The 24,171-nt window shown below is 38.2% G+C and carries 23 protein-coding genes and 1 other annotated feature; of the genes, 22 read left to right on the plus strand and 1 reads right to left on the minus strand.

What is annotated here, in order from left to right; genetic code table 11:
- Position 1 precedes the first annotated feature (1 nt).
- On the plus strand, positions 2-394 hold the full coding sequence (locus AC4D4A_RS13870; RefSeq protein WP_490996444.1) for an FxsA family protein: 393 nt from the start codon (positions 2-4) through the stop codon (positions 392-394).
- 51 nt (positions 395-445) lie between these two features.
- Here AC4D4A_RS13870 and ytvI read toward each other — a convergent pair whose 3' ends face one another.
- On the minus strand, positions 446-1,573 hold the full coding sequence (gene ytvI, locus AC4D4A_RS13875) for a sporulation integral membrane protein YtvI (RefSeq protein WP_490996445.1): 1,128 nt from the start codon (positions 1,571-1,573) through the stop codon (positions 446-448).
- Positions 1,574-1,722: 149 nt separating this feature from the next.
- Between ytvI and AC4D4A_RS13880 the strand changes: the two genes are divergently transcribed.
- The 21 genes from AC4D4A_RS13880 to AC4D4A_RS13980 all read left to right on the plus strand — a co-directional run bounded on the left by AC4D4A_RS13880 (position 1,723) and on the right by AC4D4A_RS13980 (position 24,121).
- A complete protein-coding gene (locus AC4D4A_RS13880) occupies positions 1,723-2,181 on the plus strand; it encodes a DUF441 domain-containing protein (RefSeq protein WP_490996446.1) in 459 nt (152 codons plus the stop codon).
- 324 nt (positions 2,182-2,505) lie between these two features.
- Positions 2,506-3,621 carry a citrate synthase gene (citZ, locus tag AC4D4A_RS13885; protein ID WP_490996447.1) on the plus strand — a complete coding sequence of 372 codons (1,116 nt, stop codon included), beginning with the start codon at positions 2,506-2,508 and terminating at the stop codon, positions 3,619-3,621.
- Between the two features lie 149 nt (positions 3,622-3,770).
- A complete protein-coding gene (gene icd, locus AC4D4A_RS13890) occupies positions 3,771-5,042 on the plus strand; it encodes an NADP-dependent isocitrate dehydrogenase (protein ID WP_490996448.1) in 1,272 nt (423 codons plus the stop codon).
- Between the two features lie 64 nt (positions 5,043-5,106).
- On the plus strand, positions 5,107-6,045 hold the full coding sequence (gene mdh, locus AC4D4A_RS13895; protein WP_490996449.1) for a malate dehydrogenase: 939 nt from the start codon (positions 5,107-5,109) through the stop codon (positions 6,043-6,045).
- A 174-nt stretch (positions 6,046-6,219) separates the two neighbouring features.
- Positions 6,220-6,936, plus strand: a complete 717-nt coding sequence (locus AC4D4A_RS13900; RefSeq protein WP_490996450.1) for a response regulator transcription factor — start codon at positions 6,220-6,222, stop codon at positions 6,934-6,936.
- Positions 6,936-8,705 carry a two-component system histidine kinase PnpS gene (gene pnpS / locus AC4D4A_RS13905; protein WP_490996451.1) on the plus strand — a complete coding sequence of 590 codons (1,770 nt, stop codon included), beginning with the start codon at positions 6,936-6,938 and terminating at the stop codon, positions 8,703-8,705. Before AC4D4A_RS13900 ends, pnpS begins: the two co-directional genes overlap by 1 nt.
- A gap of 301 nt (positions 8,706-9,006) precedes the next feature.
- Positions 9,007-11,634 (plus strand): DNA polymerase I, encoded by a 2,628-nt coding sequence (polA, locus tag AC4D4A_RS13910; RefSeq protein ID WP_490996452.1) that lies wholly within the window; start codon positions 9,007-9,009, stop codon positions 11,632-11,634.
- 21 nt (positions 11,635-11,655) lie between these two features.
- Positions 11,656-12,486 (plus strand): DNA-formamidopyrimidine glycosylase, encoded by an 831-nt coding sequence (gene mutM, locus AC4D4A_RS13915; protein WP_490996453.1) that lies wholly within the window; start codon positions 11,656-11,658, stop codon positions 12,484-12,486.
- A gap of 70 nt (positions 12,487-12,556) precedes the next feature.
- Positions 12,557-13,195 (plus strand): sporulation membrane protein YtaF, encoded by a 639-nt coding sequence (gene ytaF / locus AC4D4A_RS13920; RefSeq protein ID WP_490996454.1) that lies wholly within the window; start codon positions 12,557-12,559, stop codon positions 13,193-13,195.
- A gap of 16 nt (positions 13,196-13,211) precedes the next feature.
- Positions 13,212-13,808, plus strand: a complete 597-nt coding sequence (gene coaE, locus AC4D4A_RS13925; protein WP_490996455.1) for a dephospho-CoA kinase — start codon at positions 13,212-13,214, stop codon at positions 13,806-13,808.
- A 171-nt stretch (positions 13,809-13,979) separates the two neighbouring features.
- The gene (locus AC4D4A_RS13930; RefSeq protein WP_490996456.1) at positions 13,980-15,008 is read left to right on the plus strand and encodes a glyceraldehyde-3-phosphate dehydrogenase; all 1,029 of its coding nucleotides are present in this window, start codon (positions 13,980-13,982) and stop codon (positions 15,006-15,008) included.
- A gap of 314 nt (positions 15,009-15,322) precedes the next feature.
- On the plus strand, positions 15,323-15,703 hold the full coding sequence (speD, locus tag AC4D4A_RS13935; protein ID WP_066108871.1) for an adenosylmethionine decarboxylase: 381 nt from the start codon (positions 15,323-15,325) through the stop codon (positions 15,701-15,703).
- A gap of 249 nt (positions 15,704-15,952) precedes the next feature.
- Complete coding sequence (nrdR, locus tag AC4D4A_RS13940) at positions 15,953-16,411, plus strand: transcriptional regulator NrdR (RefSeq protein WP_490996457.1); 459 nt, start codon at positions 15,953-15,955, stop codon at positions 16,409-16,411.
- A 72-nt stretch (positions 16,412-16,483) separates the two neighbouring features.
- Entirely contained in the window at positions 16,484-17,860 is a 1,377-nt protein-coding gene (locus tag AC4D4A_RS13945) for a replication initiation and membrane attachment family protein (protein ID WP_490996458.1), read from the plus strand.
- A gap of 17 nt (positions 17,861-17,877) precedes the next feature.
- The gene (gene dnaI, locus AC4D4A_RS13950) at positions 17,878-18,819 is read left to right on the plus strand and encodes a primosomal protein DnaI (RefSeq protein WP_490996459.1); all 942 of its coding nucleotides are present in this window, start codon (positions 17,878-17,880) and stop codon (positions 18,817-18,819) included.
- Between the two features lie 269 nt (positions 18,820-19,088).
- Positions 19,089-19,943 carry a putative sporulation protein YtxC gene (locus AC4D4A_RS13955; RefSeq protein WP_490996535.1) on the plus strand — a complete coding sequence of 285 codons (855 nt, stop codon included), beginning with the start codon at positions 19,089-19,091 and terminating at the stop codon, positions 19,941-19,943.
- Between the two features lie 369 nt (positions 19,944-20,312).
- On the plus strand, positions 20,313-22,241 hold the full coding sequence (thrS, locus tag AC4D4A_RS13960; protein WP_490996460.1) for a threonine--tRNA ligase: 1,929 nt from the start codon (positions 20,313-20,315) through the stop codon (positions 22,239-22,241).
- A gap of 227 nt (positions 22,242-22,468) precedes the next feature.
- Positions 22,469-22,601, plus strand: a sequence feature (ribosomal protein L20 leader region).
- A 66-nt stretch (positions 22,602-22,667) separates the two neighbouring features.
- Positions 22,668-23,171, plus strand: a complete 504-nt coding sequence (infC, locus tag AC4D4A_RS13965; protein ID WP_490996461.1) for a translation initiation factor IF-3 — start codon at positions 22,668-22,670, stop codon at positions 23,169-23,171.
- A 22-nt stretch (positions 23,172-23,193) separates the two neighbouring features.
- A complete protein-coding gene (gene rpmI, locus AC4D4A_RS13970; RefSeq protein ID WP_049669916.1) occupies positions 23,194-23,394 on the plus strand; it encodes a 50S ribosomal protein L35 in 201 nt (66 codons plus the stop codon).
- 32 nt (positions 23,395-23,426) lie between these two features.
- The gene (rplT, locus tag AC4D4A_RS13975) at positions 23,427-23,786 is read left to right on the plus strand and encodes a 50S ribosomal protein L20 (RefSeq protein ID WP_066108802.1); all 360 of its coding nucleotides are present in this window, start codon (positions 23,427-23,429) and stop codon (positions 23,784-23,786) included.
- Positions 23,787-23,845: 59 nt separating this feature from the next.
- Positions 23,846-24,121, plus strand: a complete 276-nt coding sequence (locus AC4D4A_RS13980; RefSeq protein ID WP_490996462.1) for a DUF1294 domain-containing protein — start codon at positions 23,846-23,848, stop codon at positions 24,119-24,121.
- Positions 24,122-24,171 lie beyond the last annotated feature (50 nt).

Below are 24,171 nucleotides of genomic sequence, written 5' to 3' on the forward strand. Positions count from 1 at the left end.
AATGAAGCTCACAACCATATTTTTCATTCTGATACCAATTATCGAAATTATTGTTTTGTTGGTGTCCGGTTCTTATTTGGGTATTGGCTGGACGGTTTTCCTCATCTTTTTTACTGGGATTATCGGAGTATTCTTGGCCAAGAAACAAGGCTTACAGGTCATCCAGCGTGCAAAGGATCAAATGAGTAAAGGATTTATGCCCGGTGAAGAAGTATATAGCGGGATCTGTATTCTAATTGGAGGCTTCCTGTTATTGCTGCCTGGTTTTATCAGTGATATTGTAGGATTCTTGTTGCTTATGCCATTTACACGGAAAGCATTTAAACCAATCCTTTATGCACTGCTTACAAAGTATATGAGTAAGTCACGCAAAACGATTACGATTATTCGATAAATGAGGGGCTGCTTCTGGCGATGGAAAATCGTTGGATGCAGCCTCATCCTTTTATTTAGGAGGAGGGGGCTGAACTCCCATAATATAATCTTTTAAATCATGGAGTATATGCAATTTATATAATGTACTCAATATTACTAAGATAATGGGACCTAAAATAAAACCTAAAAACCCAATTAGCTTAAATCCGACAAAGATAGAAACTAAAGTAGCCAATGGATCCAGACCTATGCTTGAGGAAAGGATTTTCGGTTCCATGAATTGCCTTTGAACAATCACTACCGTATATAAAATACCAAGACCAAGTGCAAATCCGAAGTTGCCGATAATCAACTCATATATAATCCAAGGAACAAAAACTAATCCTGTACCCAGATAGGGCAGTAAATCAACAAATCCAATTATAAGGGCGATTGTAATGGCATAATCCACCCGCAAAATTAATAAACCAACCAGAACAATTAAGGCTGTTATTGATATTAACGTCAGCTGTGCTCTTATAAAACCAAATAGTGCTTTCTCCAACTCTTTCAGGACGTTCTTAAGATTGTACATGGCTTTATTTGGTAGCATTTTTTTACTGTAATTAATTAATCTATCCCATTCCTTCGCAATAAAAAATGTAGCCAATAAAGTAAAGATGGCCCCTGTTCCCACACTAGGCAGCCAGCCAATAACAACAGGTAAAAAAGCTAAAAATGATTGTAGAATCGACACAATGGTATTACCAGCTTCTTTCCCTAGCTGTTCTATATTGGACAAAATGGTATCCTGTTGCCCTGTATCAAGAGTATTAAAGAAGGATATGATTTTTTCGTAGAATGGGATGAAATGATTTGTAATGTAATTTTGTGTATATACTACCATCGTATTTAAATGTTCAGGCAATGCTTCTGACAGATAGGTTATCCCGGCAACCATTTCAGCTACAAGAAAGGTAATTAAACCAGCAATAAGCGCAACCGTAACAAGCATAGAGAGTATAACAGATAAACTTTTTGGTATTTTAAGTTTATTCGTTAAGAACGTAACAAAAGGTTTAAGCAAGTAGGCAAATGAAAAACCGATGATAAATGGATATGTATATTTAGCTATGATAAGCAGTAAATAAACGGATAGATAAATCCCGATAATAACGACTAAGAAGCGTAAAACTCTATAAAGGTGTTCAAGGTTCATATAAGCCTCCTTTATTTCGCTTTCTGAATTTAATTATATTCTTTAAGAGCATTAAAAGAAAGTTCATATATTAACCACAAGTGGTATTTTTTGAAATTATCAGTTTTTTTTTATTCGATATACTTTTTCAACAGGAAGGATGAAACATCATGTATGGTCCATACATATTTTTAGTTATTCTTTTGGCTATAGGATTATTTGCGAAAAACAGTTCTCTTACATTTGCAGTTCTTTTTTTACTTGTATTTAAAATTGTCGGTTTAGATGGAAAAATGTTCAGTTATATTCAGTCCAAGGGGATTAATTGGGGTGTTACGATTATAACCATTGCTGTATTGGTGCCGATTGCGACAGGCCATATAGGGTTTAAGCAACTGACTGAAGCCATGAAATCACCGTATGCCTGGATTGCCATGTTATCGGGAATAGCGGTTGCATTAATTGCGAAAAATGGTGTGCAGCTTTTGGTAAATGATCCTCACATTACGGTGGCACTTGTTTTTGGAACGATTCTGGCTGTTGGTCTTTTTAATGGGGTAGCAGTAGGCCCATTAATCGGAGCTGGGATCGCATATCTTGCCATGCAGTTTATTAATTTTTTCAGATAATTATTAAGATAAAATACTTTTGAGTTTTTATAAGGTGTTTTTGTTTCACAAATTTTAAATAATTGTTTATAATTGAAAACAGGGCATAGATTTCACAGATTTGTAAAAAAATTCTTGTGAAATCTATTGTTATTCTGAGCAATCGTTCAACGTGGGAGATGCTGGGTGAAATTTACGCTCTTATGATAACGCTTACTTATAAGTAAGAGATATAAAATGTGATGAGTCATATAGGCAATACATACATTACAGTGAAGCGGTAACCCAATTCGTCAACCAAAATCAGGAACATAGGGGAGATTTCTAGCAAAGGAGAGAAAAACCATGTCTGTTACAAAGGGTCTTGAAGGAGTAGTGGCTACATCATCTTCAATCAGTTCTATTATCGATGACACATTGACATATGTCGGTTATGATATCGATGATTTGGCTGAAAACGCAAGTTTCGAAGAGGTTATTTATTTGTTATGGCATCGCAGATTACCCAACAAGCTAGAATTGGAAGATTTGAAGAATCAACTTGCTGCAAATGCAGGACTTCCTAATGAAATGATTGAACATTTCAAAATGTATCCGATTGATGCGATTCATCCAATGGGAGCATTAAGAACAGCTGTATCTTTATTGGGGTTATATGATGAGGAAGCCGATATTATGGATGAAGAAGCAAATTTCAGAAAAGCAATACGTTTGCAAGCTAAAATCCTATCCATTGTGCCGGCTTTTTCACGCATTCGTAAAGGTGAAGAACCTATTGCGCCACGTAAAGATTTTGGCTATGCGCAGAATTTTCTTTATATGCTGAATGGCAAAGAGCCTGAACAGATTGAAATTGAAGCATTTAACAAAGCATTAGTTTTACATGCGGACCATGAATTAAATGCATCTACATTTACTGCACGTGTATGTGTAGCAACATTGTCGGATATTTATTCAGGTGTTACAGCAGCTATTGGTGCCCTAAAGGGACCATTGCATGGCGGTGCTAATGAAGCAGTTATGAAAATGCTGTCTGAAATAGGCTCTGTTGAAAATGTAGACAGCTATATAAATAATAAATTAGCAAATAAAGAAAAGATCATGGGCTTTGGGCATCGTGTCTACAGAAAAGGGGACCCACGTGCAAAGCATCTTCGTGAAATGTCCCAAAGGCTCACGAACTTAACAGGTGAACCGAAATGGTATGAAATATCTGCCAAAATCGAAGAGCTGGTTACTTCGAAAAAACCGCTTCCGCCAAATGTGGATTTTTATTCTGCTTCTGTATACCACAGTCTGGGTATAGATCATGATTTATTTACACCTATTTTTGCGGTTAGCCGTATGTCTGGATGGATAGCCCATATTCTGGAACAATATGATAACAATCGATTGATTCGTCCGCGTGCTGAATATGTGGGGCCAGGAATGCAAAAATATATACCAGTTAAAGACCGTTAATAAGAGGTTGAATTATCTGAAAATTAATAGTAGGATGATTTGTTAATTAACTTCTGGATAGTTATACTTAAATTTATAGATTTAGAGAAAAGGTTAGCTGAAACGGATTGTTTCACTAACCTTGTATATTGATGTTGGAGGGGATTTGAATGAGTAAGGGAGAAAAAATCACAGTTGTCGATGGAGTACTGCAAGTGCCAAACCAGGCGATTATACCATTTATTGAAGGGGATGGAACAGGTCCTGATATTTGGGCAGCTGCGTCACGAGTGCTGGAAGCGGCAGTAAACAAAGCATACAATGGGGAAAAAGAAATAGTTTGGAAAGAAGTTTTGGCTGGTGAGAAAGCATTTAATCAAACAGGAGAATGGCTTCCTAAAGAAACACTTGACGTTATTAAAGAATATTTAATCGCGATTAAAGGACCGCTTACAACACCGGTTGGCGGAGGAATTCGTTCTTTAAATGTAGCCTTGCGCCAAGAACTTGATTTGTATACTTGCTTGCGCCCGGTTCGTTATTTTAATGGAGTTCCATCACCGGTTAAAAGACCACAGGATACGGATATGGTTATCTTCCGTGAAAATACAGAAGACATTTATGCAGGAATTGAATATGCAAAGGGATCTGATGAGGTTAAAAAATTATTAAACTTCCTGCGTGAAGAAATGGGTGTTTCCAAAATCCGTTTCCCTGAAACTTCCGGACTTGGAATCAAGCCGATTTCTGAAGAAGGCACAAAACGCCTTGTCAGAGCTGCACTTAATTATATAATTAAAGAAGGACGTAAATCTCTCACACTAGTTCATAAAGGAAATATCATGAAGTTTACAGAGGGAGCCTTCAAAAACTGGGGTTATGAAGTTGCTGAAGAAGAATTCGGTGATCAAGTATTCACTTGGGCACAGTATGACCGCATTAAAGAAGCAGAAGGTACAGAGGCTGCAAACAAAGCGCAGGCAGATGCAGAGGCAGCTGGCAAAATTATTGTTAAAGATTCCATTGCAGATATCTTCCTGCAGCAAATCTTAACAAGACCAAGAGAATTTGATGTAGTTGCAACCATGAATCTAAATGGAGATTATATCTCTGATGCTCTGGCAGCACAGGTTGGTGGAATTGGTATTGCACCTGGTGCCAATATCAACTATGTAACAGGTCATGCTATTTTTGAAGCAACACACGGAACAGCACCTAAATATGCCGGTCTTGATAAGGTGAATCCTTCTTCGGTTATCCTTTCAGGTGTATTAATGCTTGAGCATCTGGGCTGGAATGAAGCTGCTGACTTAATTACACAATCAATGGAAAAAACGATAGACACAAAAGTGGTTACATATGACTTCGCACGTTTAATGGATGGAGCGAGTGAAGTGAAATGTTCTGAATTTGCTGATGAGCTCATAAAAAATATGGATTAATAATTCAGGAAAGGGGTAATCTCGAAAAAGATTACCCCTTTTAAAAACTGGGGGGTAAATTCGAATGGTATTTAAGCGAAAAAAAATATCTGTCATTGGCAGTGGTTTTACAGGAGCAACGACCGCTTTTCTTTTAGCTCAAAAAGAACTTGGGGATGTAGTGTTGATTGATATTCCGCAAATGGAAAATCCTACAAAGGGCAAGGCTTTAGATATGGCAGAAGCAGGCCCTGTGCAAGGATTTGATGCTACTATTACTGGAACATCCAACTATGAAGATACAAAGGATTCTGACCTGGTCATCATTACTGCAGGTATTGCACGTAAGCCGGGAATGAGCCGGGATGATCTTGTTCAAACAAACCAAAAAATTATGCGCTCAGTAGCTAAAGAAATTGTAAAATATTCTCCGGATAGTTATATTATCGTTCTTACGAACCCAGTTGATGCAATGACCTATACAGTATTTAAGGAAACCGGATTCCCTAAAAATCGTGTAATCGGCCAATCGGGTGTATTAGATACGGCAAGATTCCGTACATTTATCGCTCAGGAATTAAACTTGTCGGTTAAAGATATAACAGGTTTTGTATTGGGTGGCCATGGCGATGATATGGTACCTCTTGTTCGATATTCATACGCTGGCGGCATTCCTTTAGATACTCTTCTGCCAAAGGAACGTCTGGAGCAAATAGTTGAACGGACGAGAAAAGGCGGCGGAGAAATTGTTAGTCTTCTTGGAAATGGCAGTGCATATTATGCCCCTGCAGCTTCACTTGCAGAAATGGCAGAAGCTATATTAAAGGATCAGCGGAGAGTGATTCCTGCTATTGCCTATTTGGAAGGTGAATATGGATATAGCGGAATATACTTGGGTGTTCCAACTATTTTGGGGGCAAATGGCATAGAGAAAGTAATTGAGCTGGATTTACTTGATGAAGAAAAAGCAGCGTTGGATCAATCTGCCGAAGCTGTTCGAAACGTTATGTCTGTACTTGCTTAATAGTTTTACTATGTAAATCGGAAAGTATTACTTTCCGATTTTTTTGTGCTTTTCAGGGGAGACTAAATGAAGTAGCACAAAATAATGCATCCTTTAGTTACGAATCCTGGACTACCCAAAAGTGTATGTTCATATATAATGGTTAGTATAGTGAAAAAATAGCAGGAGGGGCCAATGAGTAAAAAAGTCCTTGTAGTGGAAGATGAACAATCAATTATTACCTTACTAACCTATAATCTGGAGCAAGCGGGCTATCAGGTTATTAAAGCAATGGATGGTGAGTCAGGTAAAAAAATGGCTATAGCTGAGTCACCGGATATTATTATTCTAGATTTGATGCTGCCTAAACTGGATGGCATTGAGATATGTAAAATCTTGAGACAAAATAAAATTATGACCCCAATTCTTATGTTAACAGCAAAGGACGAGGAGTTCGATAAAGTGCTTGGACTAGAATTGGGAGCAGATGATTATATGACGAAGCCATTTAGTCCGAGAGAAGTTGTGGCGCGAGTGAAGGCTCTTCTCAGGAGAGCTGGGATGAGCTCTTCCGGACAGGGTACTTCTTTAGAAAAACAAGAAACAAGCAATTTGAGAATTGGAGAGTTAGAAATATATCCGGACAGATATGAAGCGTATATGAGAGAGGAGTTACTTGAGCTAACTCCGAAGGAATTTGAGCTGTTAGAGTATCTTGCCAGGAATAAATCTAGAGTACTGACAAGAGATCAGCTCCTTAATGTGATATGGAACTATGATTTTGCCGGGGATACTCGAATAGTTGATGTACATATTAGTCACTTACGTGAAAAAATCGAACAAGATACGAAAAAGCCTGATTATATTAAAACTGTACGCGGATTGGGATATAAACTTGAGGAACCAAGATAATGAAAAAGTTCAAGCTTAAATTAACAGCAGAGATAGCAGCTATCACAATCATTATACTTCTATGCTTTGGTTTGTTAATTGGGAAATTACTCCTTTATTATTATGATAAGTCTGTAATGAGTCATCTTAAGGAAGAAGGACAATTGTTGACTTTATATCTGGGTGATGCTGATAATGGCAACGAGTTAGAGGTGAAGTCTAATAAGTTGAATGCTCATTTGCGCTCATCCTTCCTAATCATGAATAAGGATGGTCATATCCTGTATAAAACAGACAAGCCTTCGGGATGGAAAACCTGGGATGATTCAGCATCCCTTGCAGAATATATGGGGGATATAGGAACAGACCGTCAAATAGGAAAGAAATCTGATATCAGAACAGGGCCATCCTATTACTATATGGATGAATATTCATTGGATACCGGGGAAACAGGCTATTTCATATTGGTTTCAAATGAAGATTCCTCTCTATATACAAAAGTATGGTCTATACTCTTGGGATGTTTAGGCTTCGCCTGTGTGATGATTGTCCTGTTTGTATTTCAGCTAATTAAGAAGTTTGCGATCCCTATAGAAAGTGCTACTAAAGCTGCCCTGGAATTAACGAGAGGTAACTATCGGGCCCGTTCTTATATCGGTAGAGATAATGAAAATGGAATTCTTAATCATTCTATTAATAATGTTGCTCGAAGTCTTCAGGAAATGAAAATTGCTCATGAAATCCAAAAAGACAGATTGAGTACACTGATTGAAAATATGGGCAGCGCTCTGTTATTAATCGATGATAAAGGGTTTATCAGTATGATCAACCATGCCTATATTGATATTTTCAAAGTGAAGGAAGAAGAATATTTATCTGAACTCTATTATAAAGTGATCAAACATGAAGAAATCAATGCGATTATTGAAGAAATCTTTATGGCAGAACAAAAATTAAAGAAACAAATCGTATTAACGATTGGAATTGATCGGAAGCATTTCGAGGTATATGGTGCACCAATTATGGGACCTAAGGGTGATTGGAAGGGTATTCTACTTGTTTTCCATGATATCACAGAGCTAAAGAAATTAGAGTCAGTAAGGAAACAATTTGTTGCCAATGTGTCTCATGAATTGAATACACCGGTTACATCTATTAAGGGATTTTCGGAAACGCTCCTTGATGGAGCCATGCATGATCCGCAGGCATTAGAGTATTTCTTATCTATTATTTTAAAGGAAAGCGACAGACTGCAGGCTTTAATAAAGGAATTATTGGAACTTTCAAAAGTGGAGCAACATGGCTTTCAGCTCGATATACAGGAAATTGATATTGTTCCTGTTTTATCAGATACGTATGCCTTGCTTGAGAAAAAGGCATCGAAGAAACATATTCAGTTCGAGATTCAGGATTTTAAAAAGCCTATTATGTGTGAAGCAGATACTTTCAGGCTTAAACAAGTATGCCTAAATCTTGTAAGTAATGCGATTTCCTATACCCCGTCGTATGGGAAAGTGCAGATAACCGCTAAAGAAGAATCTGATAAAATTTATATTTCCATTGCGGATACTGGAATTGGCATAGAGGAAAAGGAAATTCCTCGAATATTTGAGAGATTTTATCGAGTGGATAAAGACCGTAGTCGGGAATCTGGAGGAACAGGACTGGGACTTGCGATAACTAAGCATATTATGGAGGCGCATGAGGGAGAAATTACGGTAGAAAGCCAAAAGAATGCGGGAACCACCTTTACAATCATACTTCCTAAATACCAGGCTAAGCAGATATAGTGCCTAAACCTTCTTATTTCAAAATAATCCTGTGGCAAATCGAAACTGGATTAAAAGTGAACGGAAATTGTAATTGAATAAATAGAACTGAACCGTCATTTTTCTTTCAAACTCTAGTCATGATAAAATAGAGTGGGTAAGTAAGAGTGACGGTTTTTTTCAAGACCTGAATCAGAAAAATATCTCAAAACCTGATATAAGCATTTATAAGGCACACCTGTTATGATGAATGATTCGGTGGCCGCTTTTTAAAACAAGCTATATGTTAATGAAAATATATATATGGATACTGGAGGTAACCATGAAGAAAAAATTGATTTTAATCGATGGAAACAGCATTGCCTACCGGGCGTTTTTTGCATTGCCATTATTGAATAACGAGAAGGGTGTACACACTAATGCCATCTATGGTTTTGCAATGATGCTCAACAAAATCATTTCAGAGGAAAATCCGACTCATATATTAGTTGCTTTTGATGCCGGGAAAACAACATTCAGACACAGTACATATAAAGAATACAAAGGAGGACGTCAAAAGACGCCACCTGAATTATCAGAGCAGTTTCCTTTTATTCGAGAATTGTTGGATGCATACGGAATCTCCCGCTATGAGTTAACGAATTATGAAGCCGATGATATTATCGGAACACTCGCTCTCGAAGCTGAAAAAGGGGATTATGAAGTACAAATTATCTCCGGTGATAAAGATTTAACCCAGCTTGCTACGGATAAAACAACTGTACGTATTACCCGTAAAGGGATTACGGATATGGAGGATTATACACCGGAGCATATTCGTGAAAAGTATAACTTAACGCCAAATCAAATCATTGATTTAAAAGGATTAATGGGAGATGCCTCAGATAATATTCCTGGAATCCCGGGTGTGGGCGAGAAAACAGCCTTAAAATTATTAAATCAATTTGGAACTGTTGAGCAGGTAGTGGCTTCCCCTGATGAAATCAGCGGGAAAAAATTAAAAGAAAAAGTGGAAGAATTCAAGGACCAAGCTATTTTAAGTAAGCAGCTGGCGACCATTGAAACAAATGCTCCAATTGAGGTTAACCTTGATTCGGTTGATTATACGGGTGCAGATCAGGAAAAGCTGCTGTCTATATACAGGGAACTGGGATTTGCAACCTTGATTGAAAAAATGGAGCCGGCTGCCGAAGAAGAGATGGCCGTGCTTGAAGAGATTGAATATAAGGCAGTAGAAGAAGTGACGGAAGATATGCTGACAGCAGAGTCCTCACTATATCTTGAATTACTTGATCCGAATTATCATACAGCTGAAGTAATTGGCTTAGCCATTTCAAATGAAAATGGAACATTCTTTATCGATAAGGACAAGGCTGCGGGATCCCCTCTTTTTAAAGAGTGGGCAGAAAATCCTGAATATAAAAAAACAGTGTATGATGCCAAACAAAGCATTGTGGCCTTAAGTCATGAGGGAATAGCTTTAAAAGGAATTGAATTTGATGTTTATCTGGCATCCTATGTTTTAAATCCTGCTGAACCGGATGTTGATATGGCGGATCTGGCTAAAAAACATAATGCAGGACATATCCAAACAGACGAGAGTTTTTATGGAAAAGGAGCGAAACGTTCAATTCCAGCGGTTGCTGAATTGGGTGAGCATATTGCACGGAAAGCTTTGTCGTTAACACTGATTAAGGAAAGCCTTGAAAGACAGTTGGAGGAATACAATCAAATCGGATTGCTGCAGGATTTAGAACTGCCATTAGCTCTTATCCTGGCTGAAATGGAAATTACGGGTGTGAAGGTCGATGAGAACCGTTTGAAAGAAATGGGAGCTGAACTTGCAGGCAGATTAAAGGACATCGAAGCTAAAATTTATGAAATGGCCGGTGAATCCTTTAATATTAATTCACCGAAGCAGCTTGGCGTTATCCTGTTTGAAAAATTAAATTTACCTATTATCAAAAAGACAAAGACAGGCTATTCCACGTCAGCAGATGTACTCGAAAAATTGGAGAGCAAGCATAGTATTGTCCGAGAAATTCTTCATTATAGACAGCTGGGTAAATTGCAATCAACCTATATTGAGGGACTTTTAAAAGTTATTCATGATGATCAAAAGGTCCATACAAGGTTCAATCAGGCATTAACTCAAACAGGACGACTAAGCTCAACAGATCCTAACCTGCAAAATATTCCTATCAGACTTGAAGAAGGCAAAAAAATCAGACAGGCTTTTGTGCCATCAGAAGAAGGCTGGGTCATTTTTGCGGCTGATTATTCTCAAATTGAACTGCGTGTTCTGGCTCATATAGCAGGAGATGAAAACCTGATAGATGCCTTCAATTCAGATATGGACATCCACACAAGAACGGCTATGGATGTATTTCATGTCGATGCTGATCAGGTGACTTCGAATATGAGAAGACAGGCTAAAGCGGTGAACTTTGGAATTGTGTACGGTATCAGTGATTATGGACTATCACAAAGTCTTGGAATTACCAGAAAAGAAGCTGGAATTTTCATTGAACGCTATTTAGAGAGCTTCCCTGGTGTTCAGCAATACATGAAGGATATTGTAGAAGAGGCGAAGGAAAATGGATATGTAAGTACGTTATTGCAGCGCCGCAGATATATACCTGAAATTAATAATCGAAACTTTAATGTTCGCGGTTTTGCAGAAAGAACAGCTATGAATACACCAATTCAGGGCAGTGCTGCAGATATTATCAAATTGGCGATGATTCGGATGAATGCCAGATTAAAGAAAGAAAATTTACAGACAAGAATGCTGCTTCAGGTGCACGATGAATTGATTTTTGAGGCGCCGCCTGAGGAGTTGGATATATTAAAGGAAATTGTTCCGGAGGAAATGGAAAATGCAATTGAATTAGCAGTTCCATTAAAAGTGGACTATTCATTTGGCAACACCTGGTATGACGCTAAATAGGAGTAAAAGGGGTGAAAAGGTATGCCTGAATTACCTGAGGTCGAAACAATCAGAAGGACCCTCGAAGTCCTGGTACTTGGAAAAACAATTGATGATGTGGATATACGCTGGGCTAAAATTATAAAAGAGCCGGATGATGCTGAACTGTTTCGTATGCTTTTGAAAGGGCAAACCATTCAAGAGATTGGCAGGCGTGGTAAATTCCTGATTTTCCATTTAGATGATTACAGTCTTGTTTCCCATCTACGGATGGAAGGGAAATATGGCCTTTATGATGAAACGGAACCGGCAGATAAGCATACACATGTTATATTCAAATTTACGGATCAAACAGAATTGAGATATAGAGATGTCCGTAAGTTTGGCACGATGCATCTGCATACAAAGGGGACAGAATTAGACGTACTGCCACTTTCAAAGGTAGGACCTGAGCCTTTTTCAGATGAATTTACACCAGATCACTTAGGTGCAGCACTCAGTAAGACGAATCGTTTTATCAAAACGGTATTATTGGATCAAAGAGTAGTTGCAGGTCTTGGTAATATCTATGTGGATGAAGCATTGTTCCATTCGGGTATCCATCCTGAACGTCCGGCATCCACTTTGACAAAGGAAGAAATAGAAAAACTATATACATCCATTAAGGAAACTCTTGCTACCGCCATTGAAAAAGGAGGAAGCACAGTACGATCCTATGTGAATTCCCAAGGTCAAATCGGCATGTTTCAGCTTGAGCTGTTTGCCTATTCAAGAAAAGGACAGCCTTGTAAAATTTGCGGAACAAACATGGAAAGAATTATTGTTGGAGGCAGAGGGACCGTCTACTGTCCTGAATGTCAGCCATTAGCCTAACTGAATATGAACATAAGATGGGCTCCTTTCATATAGTAGGGTATTGATTATGGAAAGGAGTCCCTATGAAATGGAGCACATAGCATCAATATTGTTATTGGCATTGGCGGTGAGTCTGGATAGTTGCGGTGTAGGAATGACCTATGGAATGCGAAAAGTAAGTATACCGATTCGCTCCATCATCATCATTGCCGGTTGTTCTGCATTGAGCCTAGCATTCGGTATGTTAATGGGATCGTTAAGCGAGCATTTGATGGCACATTCCTGGACCGGTAAGCTAGGAGGATTTATCTTGCTGGTGCTTGGAATTTGGACACTTTCAAGTTACTTCAAGCGAAATGAAGATAATTGTCCCTATGTGAATGAAAGAACCTTATTCCAATTAGAAATAAAGTCTATTGGACTGGTTATTCATATACTTAAAAAGCCATTAAGTGCTGACTTTGACCGTTCTGGAACCATTACTGGATTAGAAGCTTTTTTTCTGGGATTAGCCTTATCATTAGATGGATTTGGAGCTGGAATAGGTGCTGGTATACTTCATTATCCGTTATTTATTCAGGTGACTCTCTGTTTCGGTATGAGTGCTTTATTAATGACAGTGGGTATAAAAGCGGGAAAATATCTGCAGGATTCCATTATGGCAAAGGTCTTTTCATTTATTCCGGGTTTAGTACTTATTTTTCTTGGGTTAACCAAAATAATTTAATAGGGAATGGAATGTTATGGGGAAAATAATCGGAGTTACAGGAGGGATTGCCAGTGGAAAGAGCAGCGTCAGCAAATGGCTCATTTCCAAGGGTTACCCTGTTATTGATGCAGATATCGCAGCAAGAAAAGTCGTCGAGCCTGGTATGCCAGCATTAGAGGAAATTAAAAATGTATTTGGTCAGGATATTTGTTTACCTGATGGGACATTAGACCGGAAAAAATTAGGTTCCATCGTATTTTCAAACTCTGAAAAACGGCAATTATTAAATGGAATTGTTCATCCGGCAGTCAGGAAATGGATGATGGAAGAAACGGAGAAAGCATTACACCAGGGGAAAGAACTCGTTTTCATGGACATTCCTCTATTGTTTGAAAGTAATTTGACGCATATGGTAGAGGGTATTATTCTTGTGTATGTGAAGCCCGAAATCCAATTAAAGAGATTAATGGCGCGGGATCATTTTACTGAGGAAGAAGCACTCGCAAGAATACGAGCACAAATGCCGATTGATGATAAGAAAGAATTGGCCGATTATATTGTTGACAATAACGGAGAATTTTTTGAGACGGAAGAGCAACTCATTGCTTTGATTAAAAAATTAAATGTATAACCAATAGCAAGGCTATCTGAGGGATAACGACCCTTGGATAGTCTTTTTTGTATATAATTTTATTTAATTTGGATAATTTAGGTATTTAAACCATGCAGCATTTTGTTCAATGTGTTATACTAATTACATCATTTTTATAATAAGTATAACTTATATATAGGAGGAAGTTAAATGAGTGCAAGAGTTGCTATCAATGGGTTTGGCCGAATTGGCAGAATGGTTTTCCGAAAAGCAATATTGGATGAGCATCTTGAAATCGTAGCCATTAATGCTAGTTATCCTTCTGAAACATTAGCACATTTAATTAAATATGATACGAATCATGGTCCATTTAATGGTGATGTACATGCTATGGATGATCATTTATTGATAAATGGTAAAAAAGTTCTTTTGCTAAATAATCGCAATCCTGAATTCCTGCCCTGGAAAAATCTTGGGATTGATATCGTAATCGAAGCAACTGGGAAATTTAATCATCGTGATCAAGCAGCTCTTCATTTAAATGCGGGTGCAAAACGGGTCGTTTTAACAGCTCCTGGGAAGAATGAGGATGTCACGATTGTAATGGGTGTTAACGAGGATAAGTTAGATATTAATAAGCACCTTATAATTTCGAATGCATCCTGCACAACTAACTGCCTCGCTCCTGTTGTAAAAGTACTCGATGAACAATTTGGAATTGACAATGGTCTTATGACAACCGTTCATGCCTATACAAATGATCAGAACAATATCGATAATCCGCATAAGGATTTACGCAGAGCCCGTGCCTGTGCACAAAGTATCATACCTACTACAACTGGAGCAGCCAAAGCACTCTCGCTGGTGCTTCCTCATTTGAAAGGAAAACTCCATGGAATTGCGTTGAGAGTACCAACTCCAAACGTTTCTTTAGTTGATTTGGTAGTAGATCTTAAAAGAGAAGTGACTATTAATGAAATCAATCAAGCGTTTAAAACAGCAGCTGAAGGATCAATGGCTGGTATTATCCAATACAGCACAGAGCCACTTGTTTCTATCGATTTTAATACAAATCCGCATTCGGCTATTGTAGATGCACTTTCTACTATGGTGATTGGTGCAAATAAAGTAAAAGTGCTTGCCTGGTATGATAATGAGTGGGGATACTCATGCAGAGTGGTAGAATTAGTAAACCATGTGGCCCGCCTTCTTCAAGAGGATAAAGTGAAAGTGAGTTAAGCATAATAAATAATACCTTTTACGGTCTGGCCGTCTTTCTTAAAAAAAGGCGGTTCAGGCCGTTCTTTGATTCATAAACTAGAATAAACTAAGAAAAACAAATGCTGTACATTTGGTGGTAATTATTAACTAATATTGAATTGTATGATTGCATTTGAAAAATAAACCATATATACTAAATGTCGTAAACTTCATCATCCTGGCAGTACTACTTAAAGGGTTAGGACCTCTCAGGACTAACTTTCCCCCGTGGTAGTAAAGGCCAGAAACGAAGATAATTAAAATTCGTTTAAATGCTAAAGGGGGAATTGAACATGCATACAATAGGTCGTCATGTCATTTCTGAATTATGGGGCTGTGATTTATCTAAATTGAACGATGTTAATCAGATTGAACAAATATTTGTGGACGCAGCTTTACGATCTGGAGCTGAAGTTAGAGAAGTAGCCTTCCATAAGTTTGCGCCACAGGGAGTAAGCGGAGTAGTCATTATATCTGAATCACATTTAACCATTCATAGTTTTCCGGAACATGGTTATGCGAGTATTGATGTATATACATGCGGTGACTTAGATCCTAATGTGGCTGCTGATTTTATAGCTGAAGCCTTAAACGCTCAGGTTAGGGAACATATTGAAATCCCGCGAGGCATGGGTCCTGTTGCTGTCAGCCATGTTCTTGCTAAAGCATTATAAATAAAAAAGATAAAAAGAGATGTCTCTTGTGGTGACCCTCATAAAGTTAGATTCAAACTCTAACTTTTGGGGTGCAGTACATCTGCATCTCTTTTTTTATGGAAAACAACTTTTACTTCTCCCATTGTTTACTTTCCTCCAAAAGTATTGGCTATATAGTGGATAAAAAATAGCATTTTATGCAAACAGACTTGTCCTATTCGATTTGTTTTAATAAGATAGAACTATAGAAAAGGACGGTGCTAATCTATGATATGTCCAACTTGCCAACATAATGGGACAAGAGTGCTGGATTCCCGCCCTGCGGATGAAGGACGTTCAATACGTAGAAGAAGAGAATGTGAATCCTGTAGTTATCGTTTTACTACATTTGAAAAGGTAGAAGAAATTCCGCTAATTGTGGTAAAAAAAGATGGTGCACGGGAAGAATATAGCAGAGAAAAAATCCTAAGAGGTTTAATCCGAGCTTGTGAAAAGCGTCATGTTGCTCTTAAAGAACTGGAAGAGATTGCAACTGATGTTGAAAAAGAAATAAGAAATCAAGGATTTTCTGAAATAAAAAGTGATTTAATAGGTGAAATGGTTATGGATAGGCTGGCTGAGGTGGATGAAGTGGCCTATGTCCGTTTCGCTTCTGTGTACCGTCAATTTAAGGATATAAATGTTTTTATTGACGAATTGAAAGAACTAATGAAAAAAGAGGATTAAGTAGAGCTGAAGACAGTTTCTTTAGCTCTTTTTTCAACTATAAAAACCCGAAGTACGAAAGGTTTGTAGACAATGCAATTTTCATGGAAGTTTGTAAATCCTAAAGACAGATATGTTGTACTATATAAAGAAAAGCTATCAGAAATGGACCATAAATCAATTCAATATTTATATCAGCCACTTGTAGGAGGATTGGCTGTTTCTTTGTATATGACCTTATTAAACGAAGTCAATACAGGTAACATGTATTCCAGGCAAACGACACATCGTTGGTTAATGGACGTACTTGGTTTACCTTTGGACGAGATATTTCAATACCGTAAAAGGCTTGAAGGAATTGGTTTATTAAAAACATATAAAAAAGCAACTCCGGAAGGTAATGTTTTTATTTACGAGATTCTTTGTCCTTTAAGTCCGGATAAATTTTTCCATGATGATTTGCTGCCTATTTATCTGAAGCAAAAACTTGAAGAGAGACATTACGAACGACTGCTCACGATGTTTGCGGATAAACGTATTCCTGATGATTATGAGGAGATAACTCAATCTTTCAATGAGGTATTTGCATCCGAATTTCGCAATCCAAAAGAAATCATCAGCACGGAAACTGATCAAAGCATGCAATTCTTCTCAAAAGACCCACAGGGATATAGCCATAATTTAATGGAGCAATTTGATTTCGAGTTATTATTTGCAACGGCTAAAAACAGCTTTATATCGAGAAAAGCGTTTACTCCAAATGTGATGGAATCCATCGCGATGCTGTCGTATTTATATAAAATTAATGTAATGGATATGAGCAAGTTGATTTTGCGTTGTCAAAATCAACATAATGAAATTGATATAGACGAACTCAGAAAATGTGCAAGAGAGTTTTTCCACATCAATCATGGTGAAGAAATGCCGACATTGATTGAACAGAAACAACCTGAATATGAACGTACAATTATAGAACCTAAAACACCAGAGGAGCATTTACTGTATACCTTTGAAACAACCTCTCCATTGGAGTTTTTAGTCAGCCTTTCGCAAGGTGCAATGCCCTCCGACAATGATCTGGCACTTGTAGAAAAGGTCATGGTCAATCAAAAGCTTCCTCCTGGAGTCGTTAATGTCCTTCTGCACTATGTCATGTTAAAATCAGATATGAAATTGCAATCAAACTATGTGGAGACAATTGCTTCGCACTGGGCGAGGAAAAATATCACCACAGTACGGGAAGCCTATGAGATGGCTTTGAGTGAGCATAAGAAATACCAAACCTGGGCTAATGAAAAAAAGACGAAAACAAATAAATCAACACGCCGTACAACAGGCAATGCGAGGAAGGAAATCGTTCCTGATTGGCTGGATGAAACGAAGAAGAAAGAGCCGGTTGCTCAATCCACCGAAATTGCTGAGCGTGTAAGAAAGCTCAAGGAAAAATTGCAAAATGAAAATTCTAAATAAACAGGAGGTGTATAAGGATGAAAAATATACAGGATGCACTGAATCAGCTCGGGAAGCGTGAAAACTTTCAGCAAAGATTGGATGAAATGAGAAATATCGTTTTAAAAGATCCTGATGTCCGTCTATTCATAAATGAACATAGCAGTCAGCTGACAAGCGACATGATTGAAAAGAGCATGAATAAGCTCTACGAGTTCTCCACGCAAACGAAGACATGTGACGAATGTCCTTCTTTATCTGAATGTAAAAATCTCCTTCAGGGTCATCATCCACACTTGTTTATTCAGGGGAAACGGATTGATGTACGGTATGAACCCTGTCATAAAAAACGCAGGCAGGAAGAGAAGAATCGATTACGTAAGCTGATTCGTGCCAGCCATGTACCAAAAGAAATTGTGGAGGCTTCTTTTTCTAATTTGATTTGGGATGAGTATACGACCGAAGCACGTGTGGAGGCAGTCGAAAAGGCAAAGAATTTTGTTGACTCATATATAAATGGTGCTGGTCATAAAGGGCTCTATTTATACGGTGAATTTGGGGTAGGTAAAACCTATTTACTTGGCGCAATCGCCAACGCACTTTCTGAAGAGGGTGTTTCATCACATATTGTGTATTGGCCTGAATATTTAAGAGAATTAAAAGGGTCCTTCGCGGAAAATTCCTATAACCAAAAGGTGGATGCCCTAAAGGAAGTTCCTATTTTAATGATTGATGATATTGGAGCTGAAACGATGAGTGCCTGGTCGCGTGATGATGTACTGGGGCCGATACTCCAATACCGAATGCATGAAAATCTTCCAACCTTTTTCACCTCCAATTTTAATTTGAAACAATTGGAACATCATTTCACGTATTCTCAGCGTGGAGATGAGGAACTGGTTAAAGGAAAACGAATCATGGAGAGAGTCCGTAATTTAACGGAGCCAATTGAAATGGACGGAAAAAATCGAAGAGATTAAAGAGAATAAAAGGTTTGGCGAAGAGGCAGCCCGCATGAAGGGACTGCCTCTTTTTAGATATCTCATTTTTTTAATAAGCAAACAGTCCTGCATGAAAGAAACGGAATGAGATTCATTTGATATGCAGGCAATAATATAGCGGTCCTGTACAGTCTGCCATGATACTTTTATTTTAAATCTAATTTTATCCATCCATTCTAAAGGATTGCCATGTCCCATATACATAAAACTAGGAGTTCCGATAGTCTGGAGGGATAGGGTTGCTTACGATGTATTTTGATTCACAGGAAGAACAGGCTAATTGGCATGTTCGATTTAAGAACAGCGATTTTTTTATCCGACAGGCAATTCATTCTGTTCATAAGGATGGCCAAAAGTCTGTCTCCTTTCTTTGGGACCCGGATCAGGAGGAAATTTTTTGTCACGCACTCATTGATGCTTTATATACATTTTTCTCTACCTATCATCTGGAATGCAAAATTCGGGATGTGATTCGGGAACGCTTTTTATATGAGGATGAAGATGAAATTAGCCAGATTGCAGAAATCGCATTGCTTATGTGGGATGGTGAAGCTGCCTATAGTGGTAGCCAACACCTGTCAGAACAATTAAAAAAACAAGTCAAGTATCTCCTGCAGGAAGTAGTTAAACAAAGAATTGATTTTTCGTTTCGATCATTATGGAATTTTCGTTTAAGGGATATCCATGAATCGCTTGTTACATTAGTGGGATTTGCGATTGATGAGTATAAGCTTGAGCAGGATTATCAGGAATTTATCTCCGTGCTAAGACGATTGATTGAGGAGCGGAATCCGCAGGTTGATGAAATTCATTTAGTTTATCATGAAGAATTTCAATTTTATAATCGATATTTTGAGCTGATTTCAAAACAAGATATTCTTAAAGTAATCGACCGTAAATTGATGGCTGAGAATCCTATGTTTATTGATTCAAATACCATTGCACCGCTGGTTTCCTTAGCACCGAAACGAATTCATATTTATGCGGATGATGAGGATAATCGTGTAATCACTACATTGAGGAAAATTTTCGAGGAAAGAATCCTTTTGTTCCGAATCAGTTACTTCCATGAACAGGTTAAAAAGGTAGAAGAGCGTTCATAATGATAAAAGAATAGAAAGTAACTTGCTTTTGTCCTCATAAGCTTTTATAATAACCTACATACAAGTTTATAATCGATAGGTTACGATAAGGACATGAGTGTTTAAAAAGCTGTGAACAGAGAGGGAAGCCAGTGGCTGCAAGCTTCCTCATAGACTTGAAATGCTTACCGCCTTTGAACTTCAGCCAGGAAAACATATTTGGGTGATTATTGGCTGACGGGAACTCCGTTAAAAGATACAAGTGCCGGAAAAGCTGAAATATCAGTACCGGAATTTGGGTGGAACCGCGGGTTTATTTAGTATACAATAGCTCGTCCCTTAATTTATTAGGGACGGGCTTTTTATTATGTAGAAAAAGGAGTGGCTCACATGGCTGAAATGATCAAAATTACATTTCCAGATGGCGCGGTAAAGGAATTTGAATCTGGAATTACAACTGAGCAAATTGCTTCTTCCATTAGTTCTGGATTAAAGAAAAAAGCAATTGCAGGAAAGGTAAACGGAGCATTATATGATTTGCGCCGACCAATTACAGAGGATGCTTCAGTAGAGATTGTGACTCCGGATCAACCGGAAGCCCTGGAAGTATTGCGCCACAGTACAGCGCATTTATTGGCACAGGCAGTTAAACGAATTTATAAAGATGTTAAATTTGGTGTAGGCCCAGTAATTGAAGGCGGCTTCTATTATGATATGGATTTAGAGAAATCCATTACACCGGAAGACCTTCCTTTAATCGAAAAAGAAATGAAGAAAATCATTAATGCGAATATTGATATTGTCCGTAAAGAAGTCAGCCGTGCTGAAGCGAAGCGTCTATTTGAAGAAATTGGCGATGAGTATAAGCTGGAATTGATTGATGCGATTCCTGAAGAGGAAACTGTAACGATTTATGAACAAGGTGAATTCTTTGACCTTTGCCGTGGAGTTCATGTACCTTCAACTGGCAAAATTAAAGAATTTAAGCTATTGAATATTGCGGGTGCCTACTGGCGTGGAGACAGCGATAATAAAATGCTTCAACGTGTGTATGGAACTGCATTCTTCAAGAAAGAAGATTTGGACGAGCATTTACGTCTGTTAGAAGAAGCGAAAGAACGTGATCACCGTAAAATTGGGAAAGAGCTTGATTTATTCATGAACTCTCAATTAATTGGACAAGGTCTGCCGCTATGGCTTCCAAAAGGTGCAACGATTCGCCGTGTCATTGAACGCTATATTGTGGATAAAGAACAAAAGCTTGGCTATGACCATGTGTATACACCAATCATGGGCAGTGTAGACCTCTATAAAACATCCGGTCACTGGGATCACTATCAGGAAAATATGTTCCCAGTAATGGACATGGATAATGAACAGTTGGTTCTTCGTCCAATGAACTGCCCGCATCACATGATGATTTATAAAAACGATATTCACAGCTATCGTGAGCTTCCAATTCGGATTGCTGAATTGGGTATGATGCATAGATATGAAATGTCTGGTGCATTGGCAGGTCTGCAAAGGGTACGTGGAATGACATTAAATGATGCTCACGTATTTGTACGCCCTGACCAAATTAAAGATGAATTCAAGCGTGTTGTTACTTTAATCCTGGAAGTGTATAAAGACTTCGGTATGGAGAACTATTCCTTCCGTCTTTCTTACCGTGATCCAGCTGATAAGGAAAAATACTTTGATGATGATGCAATGTGGGAAAGAGCTCAATCCATGCTGAAAGAAGCAATGGATGAGATGGGTCTTGACTATTTCGAAGCAGAAGGCGAAGCGGCTTTCTACGGACCTAAATTGGATGTTCAAGTTAAAACAGCGCTTGGAAAAGATGAGACTCTTTCCACAGTACAGCTTGACTTCTTGCTTCCTGAACGTTTTGATCTTACGTACGTTGGAGAAGACGGCAAACAGCATCGCCCAGTTGTTATTCACCGTGGGGTTGTTTCAACTATGGAACGTTTCGTTGCGTTCTTAATTGAGGAATACAAAGGAGCCTTCCCTACTTGGTTAGCACCAGTTCAGGTTCAGGTTATTCCAGTATCTCCGGATGTTCATCTTGATTATGCAAAAGAAATTGAAGCGAGCCTTCAACGTGCAGGTTTACGTGTAGAAGTAGACCTACGCGATGAAAAAATGGGCTATAAGATTCGTGAAGCTCAAATGCTAAAAATCCCTTACATGCTTGTGGTGGGAGATCAAGAACAAGAAAATGGTAATGTTAACGTACGTAAGTATGGAGAACAGAAATCAGAGACTATGCCATTTGATGAGTTCTTGAATATGATTAAAGGTGAATTGAAATAACTTCTTATAGTTAGGAACCTATTCGAATGTGGATAGGTTCCTTTTTGAATCCCTTCTATTTATAGGTGAAGTAAGTTACATCTTTTTAATCTTTCTTCAAAAACCTCTTGCCACCAGGTACATTATTTGATAAAATAACTTTTGTTGTCATTACGAATGAGCTTCTATTGACATTATACAGCGAAACATGTTAAAATGATTTTTAGTGAGCAAATCAAATACGACACATTATAAAGCAGAAGCACCCGCTTCTCACCTGTATAACACTCTTTTAAGAGTAGTTAACTGGTTCAATTGATATAATCAGACGGTATGTCTTTTTATGGGCGGGTGTGCATGCACCGGCCTTTTTTATATGTTTAAAAAGCATGTGAAGTAGTATTTGCTAGAAAATCTTGGAGGTGGCTTATTATTAGCAAACAAGACTTGATCTTAAATGAAGGCATTCGTGCCCGAGAAGTACGTCTAGTTGATCAAAATGGTGAGCAGCTTGGAATTAAATCCCGCGTTGAGGCATTAGAAATTGCTACACGCGTGAATTTGGATCTTGTGCTGGTTGCACCGAACGCAAAGCCTCCTGTCGCCCGTATTATGGACTATGGTAAGTTCCGTTTCGAGCAACAGAAGAAGGATAAAGAAGCTAGAAAAAATCAAAAAACGATTAGTTTAAAAGAGGTTCGTTTAAGCCCAACTATCGACGAGCATGACTTTAATACGAAGCTTCGCAATGCCATTAAGTTCCTTGAAAAAGGAGATAAGGTAAAAGCAAGCATTCGATTTAAAGGACGGGCTATTACCCATAAAGAAATCGGGCAGCGCGTATTAGTTCGCTTTGCAGAGGAATGTAAAGAAGTGGCTACTGTGGAAACAGCGCCAAAAATGGACGGACGCAGCATGTTCTTGATTTTAGCACCGAAAAACGAAAAGTAATGTTTCGAGGAGGAAATTTCCCATGCCAAAAATGAAAACTCACAGAGGCGCTGCAAAGCGATTCAAAAAAACTGGTTCTGGTAAGCTTAAGCGCAGCCACGCTTACACAAGCCACTTATTCGCTAACAAATCTACTAAAGCAAAACGTAAATTACGTAAAAGTGGAATGGTTAGTTCCGGAGATTTCAAACGCATTCGTCATCTATTAGACAATATCAAGTAATTGAGAACGCTCAATTTTAGGAGGAATTAGATATGCCACGTGTTAAAGGCGGTACAGTGACGCGCAAACGTCGTAAAAAAGTATTAAAGCTAGCTAAAGGTTATTTCGGTTCAAAACATACATTATACAAAGTTGCTAATCAGCAAGTAATGAAATCCTTGCAATATGCATTCCGCGATCGTCGCCAAAAGAAACGCGACTTCCGTAAATTATGGATTACTCGTATCAATGCAGCAGCTCGCATCAACGGTCTTTCTTACAGCCGTTTAATGCACGGTTTGAAACTTGCTGGTATCGAAGTAAACCGCAAAATGCTTGCTGAGCTTGCAGTTAGCGATGCAGCAGCATTTGCTCAATTAGCAGAAACAGCTAAAAAAGAACTTAATAAATAATAATAGAGGCGCTTCTCAAGTGATTGGGGGCGCCTTTTGTTATGGGAGGAGAGGGGAATATGAAAGAGCTTATCATTGGTTATTTTATACTAGTCAATTTAACCTTACTTCTTGTTATGAAACTGGATAAAAACAGAGCTCAACATAATCGATATCGCATAAGCGAGAAAACATTGTGGATTCTGGCTCTTGCTGGAGGAGCTATTGGCGGGACAGCAGGTATGCAGCTATTCAGGCATAAAACAAAGCATAAAGCTTTTGTGGCTGGCTTTCCATTATTAGCAATCGTGGACGTAATCATTGCAGCTATTCTTTTATCAACCATACAGTCATAATTAAGCAAATGAACATATATTAATAAATAAGCCAAGTTTTAACAACGTAG

The organism is Pradoshia sp. Z5_111, assembly GCF_058267535.1.

Coding starts and splice junctions, on each gene's coding strand:
- rpmI (WP_049669916.1), top strand. CDS start 23,194: ATGCCAAAAATGAAAACTCACAGAGGCGCTGCAAAGCGATTCAAAAAA.
- mutM (WP_490996453.1), top strand. CDS start 11,656: ATGCCTGAATTACCTGAGGTCGAAACAATCAGAAGGACCCTCGAAGTC.
- AC4D4A_RS13870 (WP_490996444.1), top strand. CDS start 2: ATGAAGCTCACAACCATATTTTTCATTCTGATACCAATTATCGAAATT.
- AC4D4A_RS13980 (WP_490996462.1), top strand. CDS start 23,846: ATGAAAGAGCTTATCATTGGTTATTTTATACTAGTCAATTTAACCTTA.
- citZ (WP_490996447.1), top strand. CDS start 2,506: ATGTCTGTTACAAAGGGTCTTGAAGGAGTAGTGGCTACATCATCTTCA.
- nrdR (WP_490996457.1), top strand. CDS start 15,953: ATGATATGTCCAACTTGCCAACATAATGGGACAAGAGTGCTGGATTCC.
- rplT (WP_066108802.1), top strand. CDS start 23,427: ATGCCACGTGTTAAAGGCGGTACAGTGACGCGCAAACGTCGTAAAAAA.
- AC4D4A_RS13930 (WP_490996456.1), top strand. CDS start 13,980: ATGAGTGCAAGAGTTGCTATCAATGGGTTTGGCCGAATTGGCAGAATG.
- pnpS (WP_490996451.1), top strand. CDS start 6,936: ATGAAAAAGTTCAAGCTTAAATTAACAGCAGAGATAGCAGCTATCACA.
- dnaI (WP_490996459.1), top strand. CDS start 17,878: ATGAAAAATATACAGGATGCACTGAATCAGCTCGGGAAGCGTGAAAAC.
- AC4D4A_RS13955 (WP_490996535.1), top strand. CDS start 19,089: ATGTATTTTGATTCACAGGAAGAACAGGCTAATTGGCATGTTCGATTT.
- mdh (WP_490996449.1), top strand. CDS start 5,107: ATGGTATTTAAGCGAAAAAAAATATCTGTCATTGGCAGTGGTTTTACA.
- ytvI (WP_490996445.1), bottom strand. CDS start 1,573: ATGAACCTTGAACACCTTTATAGAGTTTTACGCTTCTTAGTCGTTATT.
- speD (WP_066108871.1), top strand. CDS start 15,323: ATGCATACAATAGGTCGTCATGTCATTTCTGAATTATGGGGCTGTGAT.
- polA (WP_490996452.1), top strand. CDS start 9,007: ATGAAGAAAAAATTGATTTTAATCGATGGAAACAGCATTGCCTACCGG.
- AC4D4A_RS13945 (WP_490996458.1), top strand. CDS start 16,484: ATGCAATTTTCATGGAAGTTTGTAAATCCTAAAGACAGATATGTTGTA.
- coaE (WP_490996455.1), top strand. CDS start 13,212: ATGGGGAAAATAATCGGAGTTACAGGAGGGATTGCCAGTGGAAAGAGC.
- AC4D4A_RS13900 (WP_490996450.1), top strand. CDS start 6,220: ATGAGTAAAAAAGTCCTTGTAGTGGAAGATGAACAATCAATTATTACC.
- AC4D4A_RS13880 (WP_490996446.1), top strand. CDS start 1,723: ATGTATGGTCCATACATATTTTTAGTTATTCTTTTGGCTATAGGATTA.
- icd (WP_490996448.1), top strand. CDS start 3,771: ATGAGTAAGGGAGAAAAAATCACAGTTGTCGATGGAGTACTGCAAGTG.
- ytaF (WP_490996454.1), top strand. CDS start 12,557: ATGGAGCACATAGCATCAATATTGTTATTGGCATTGGCGGTGAGTCTG.
- thrS (WP_490996460.1), top strand. CDS start 20,313: ATGGCTGAAATGATCAAAATTACATTTCCAGATGGCGCGGTAAAGGAA.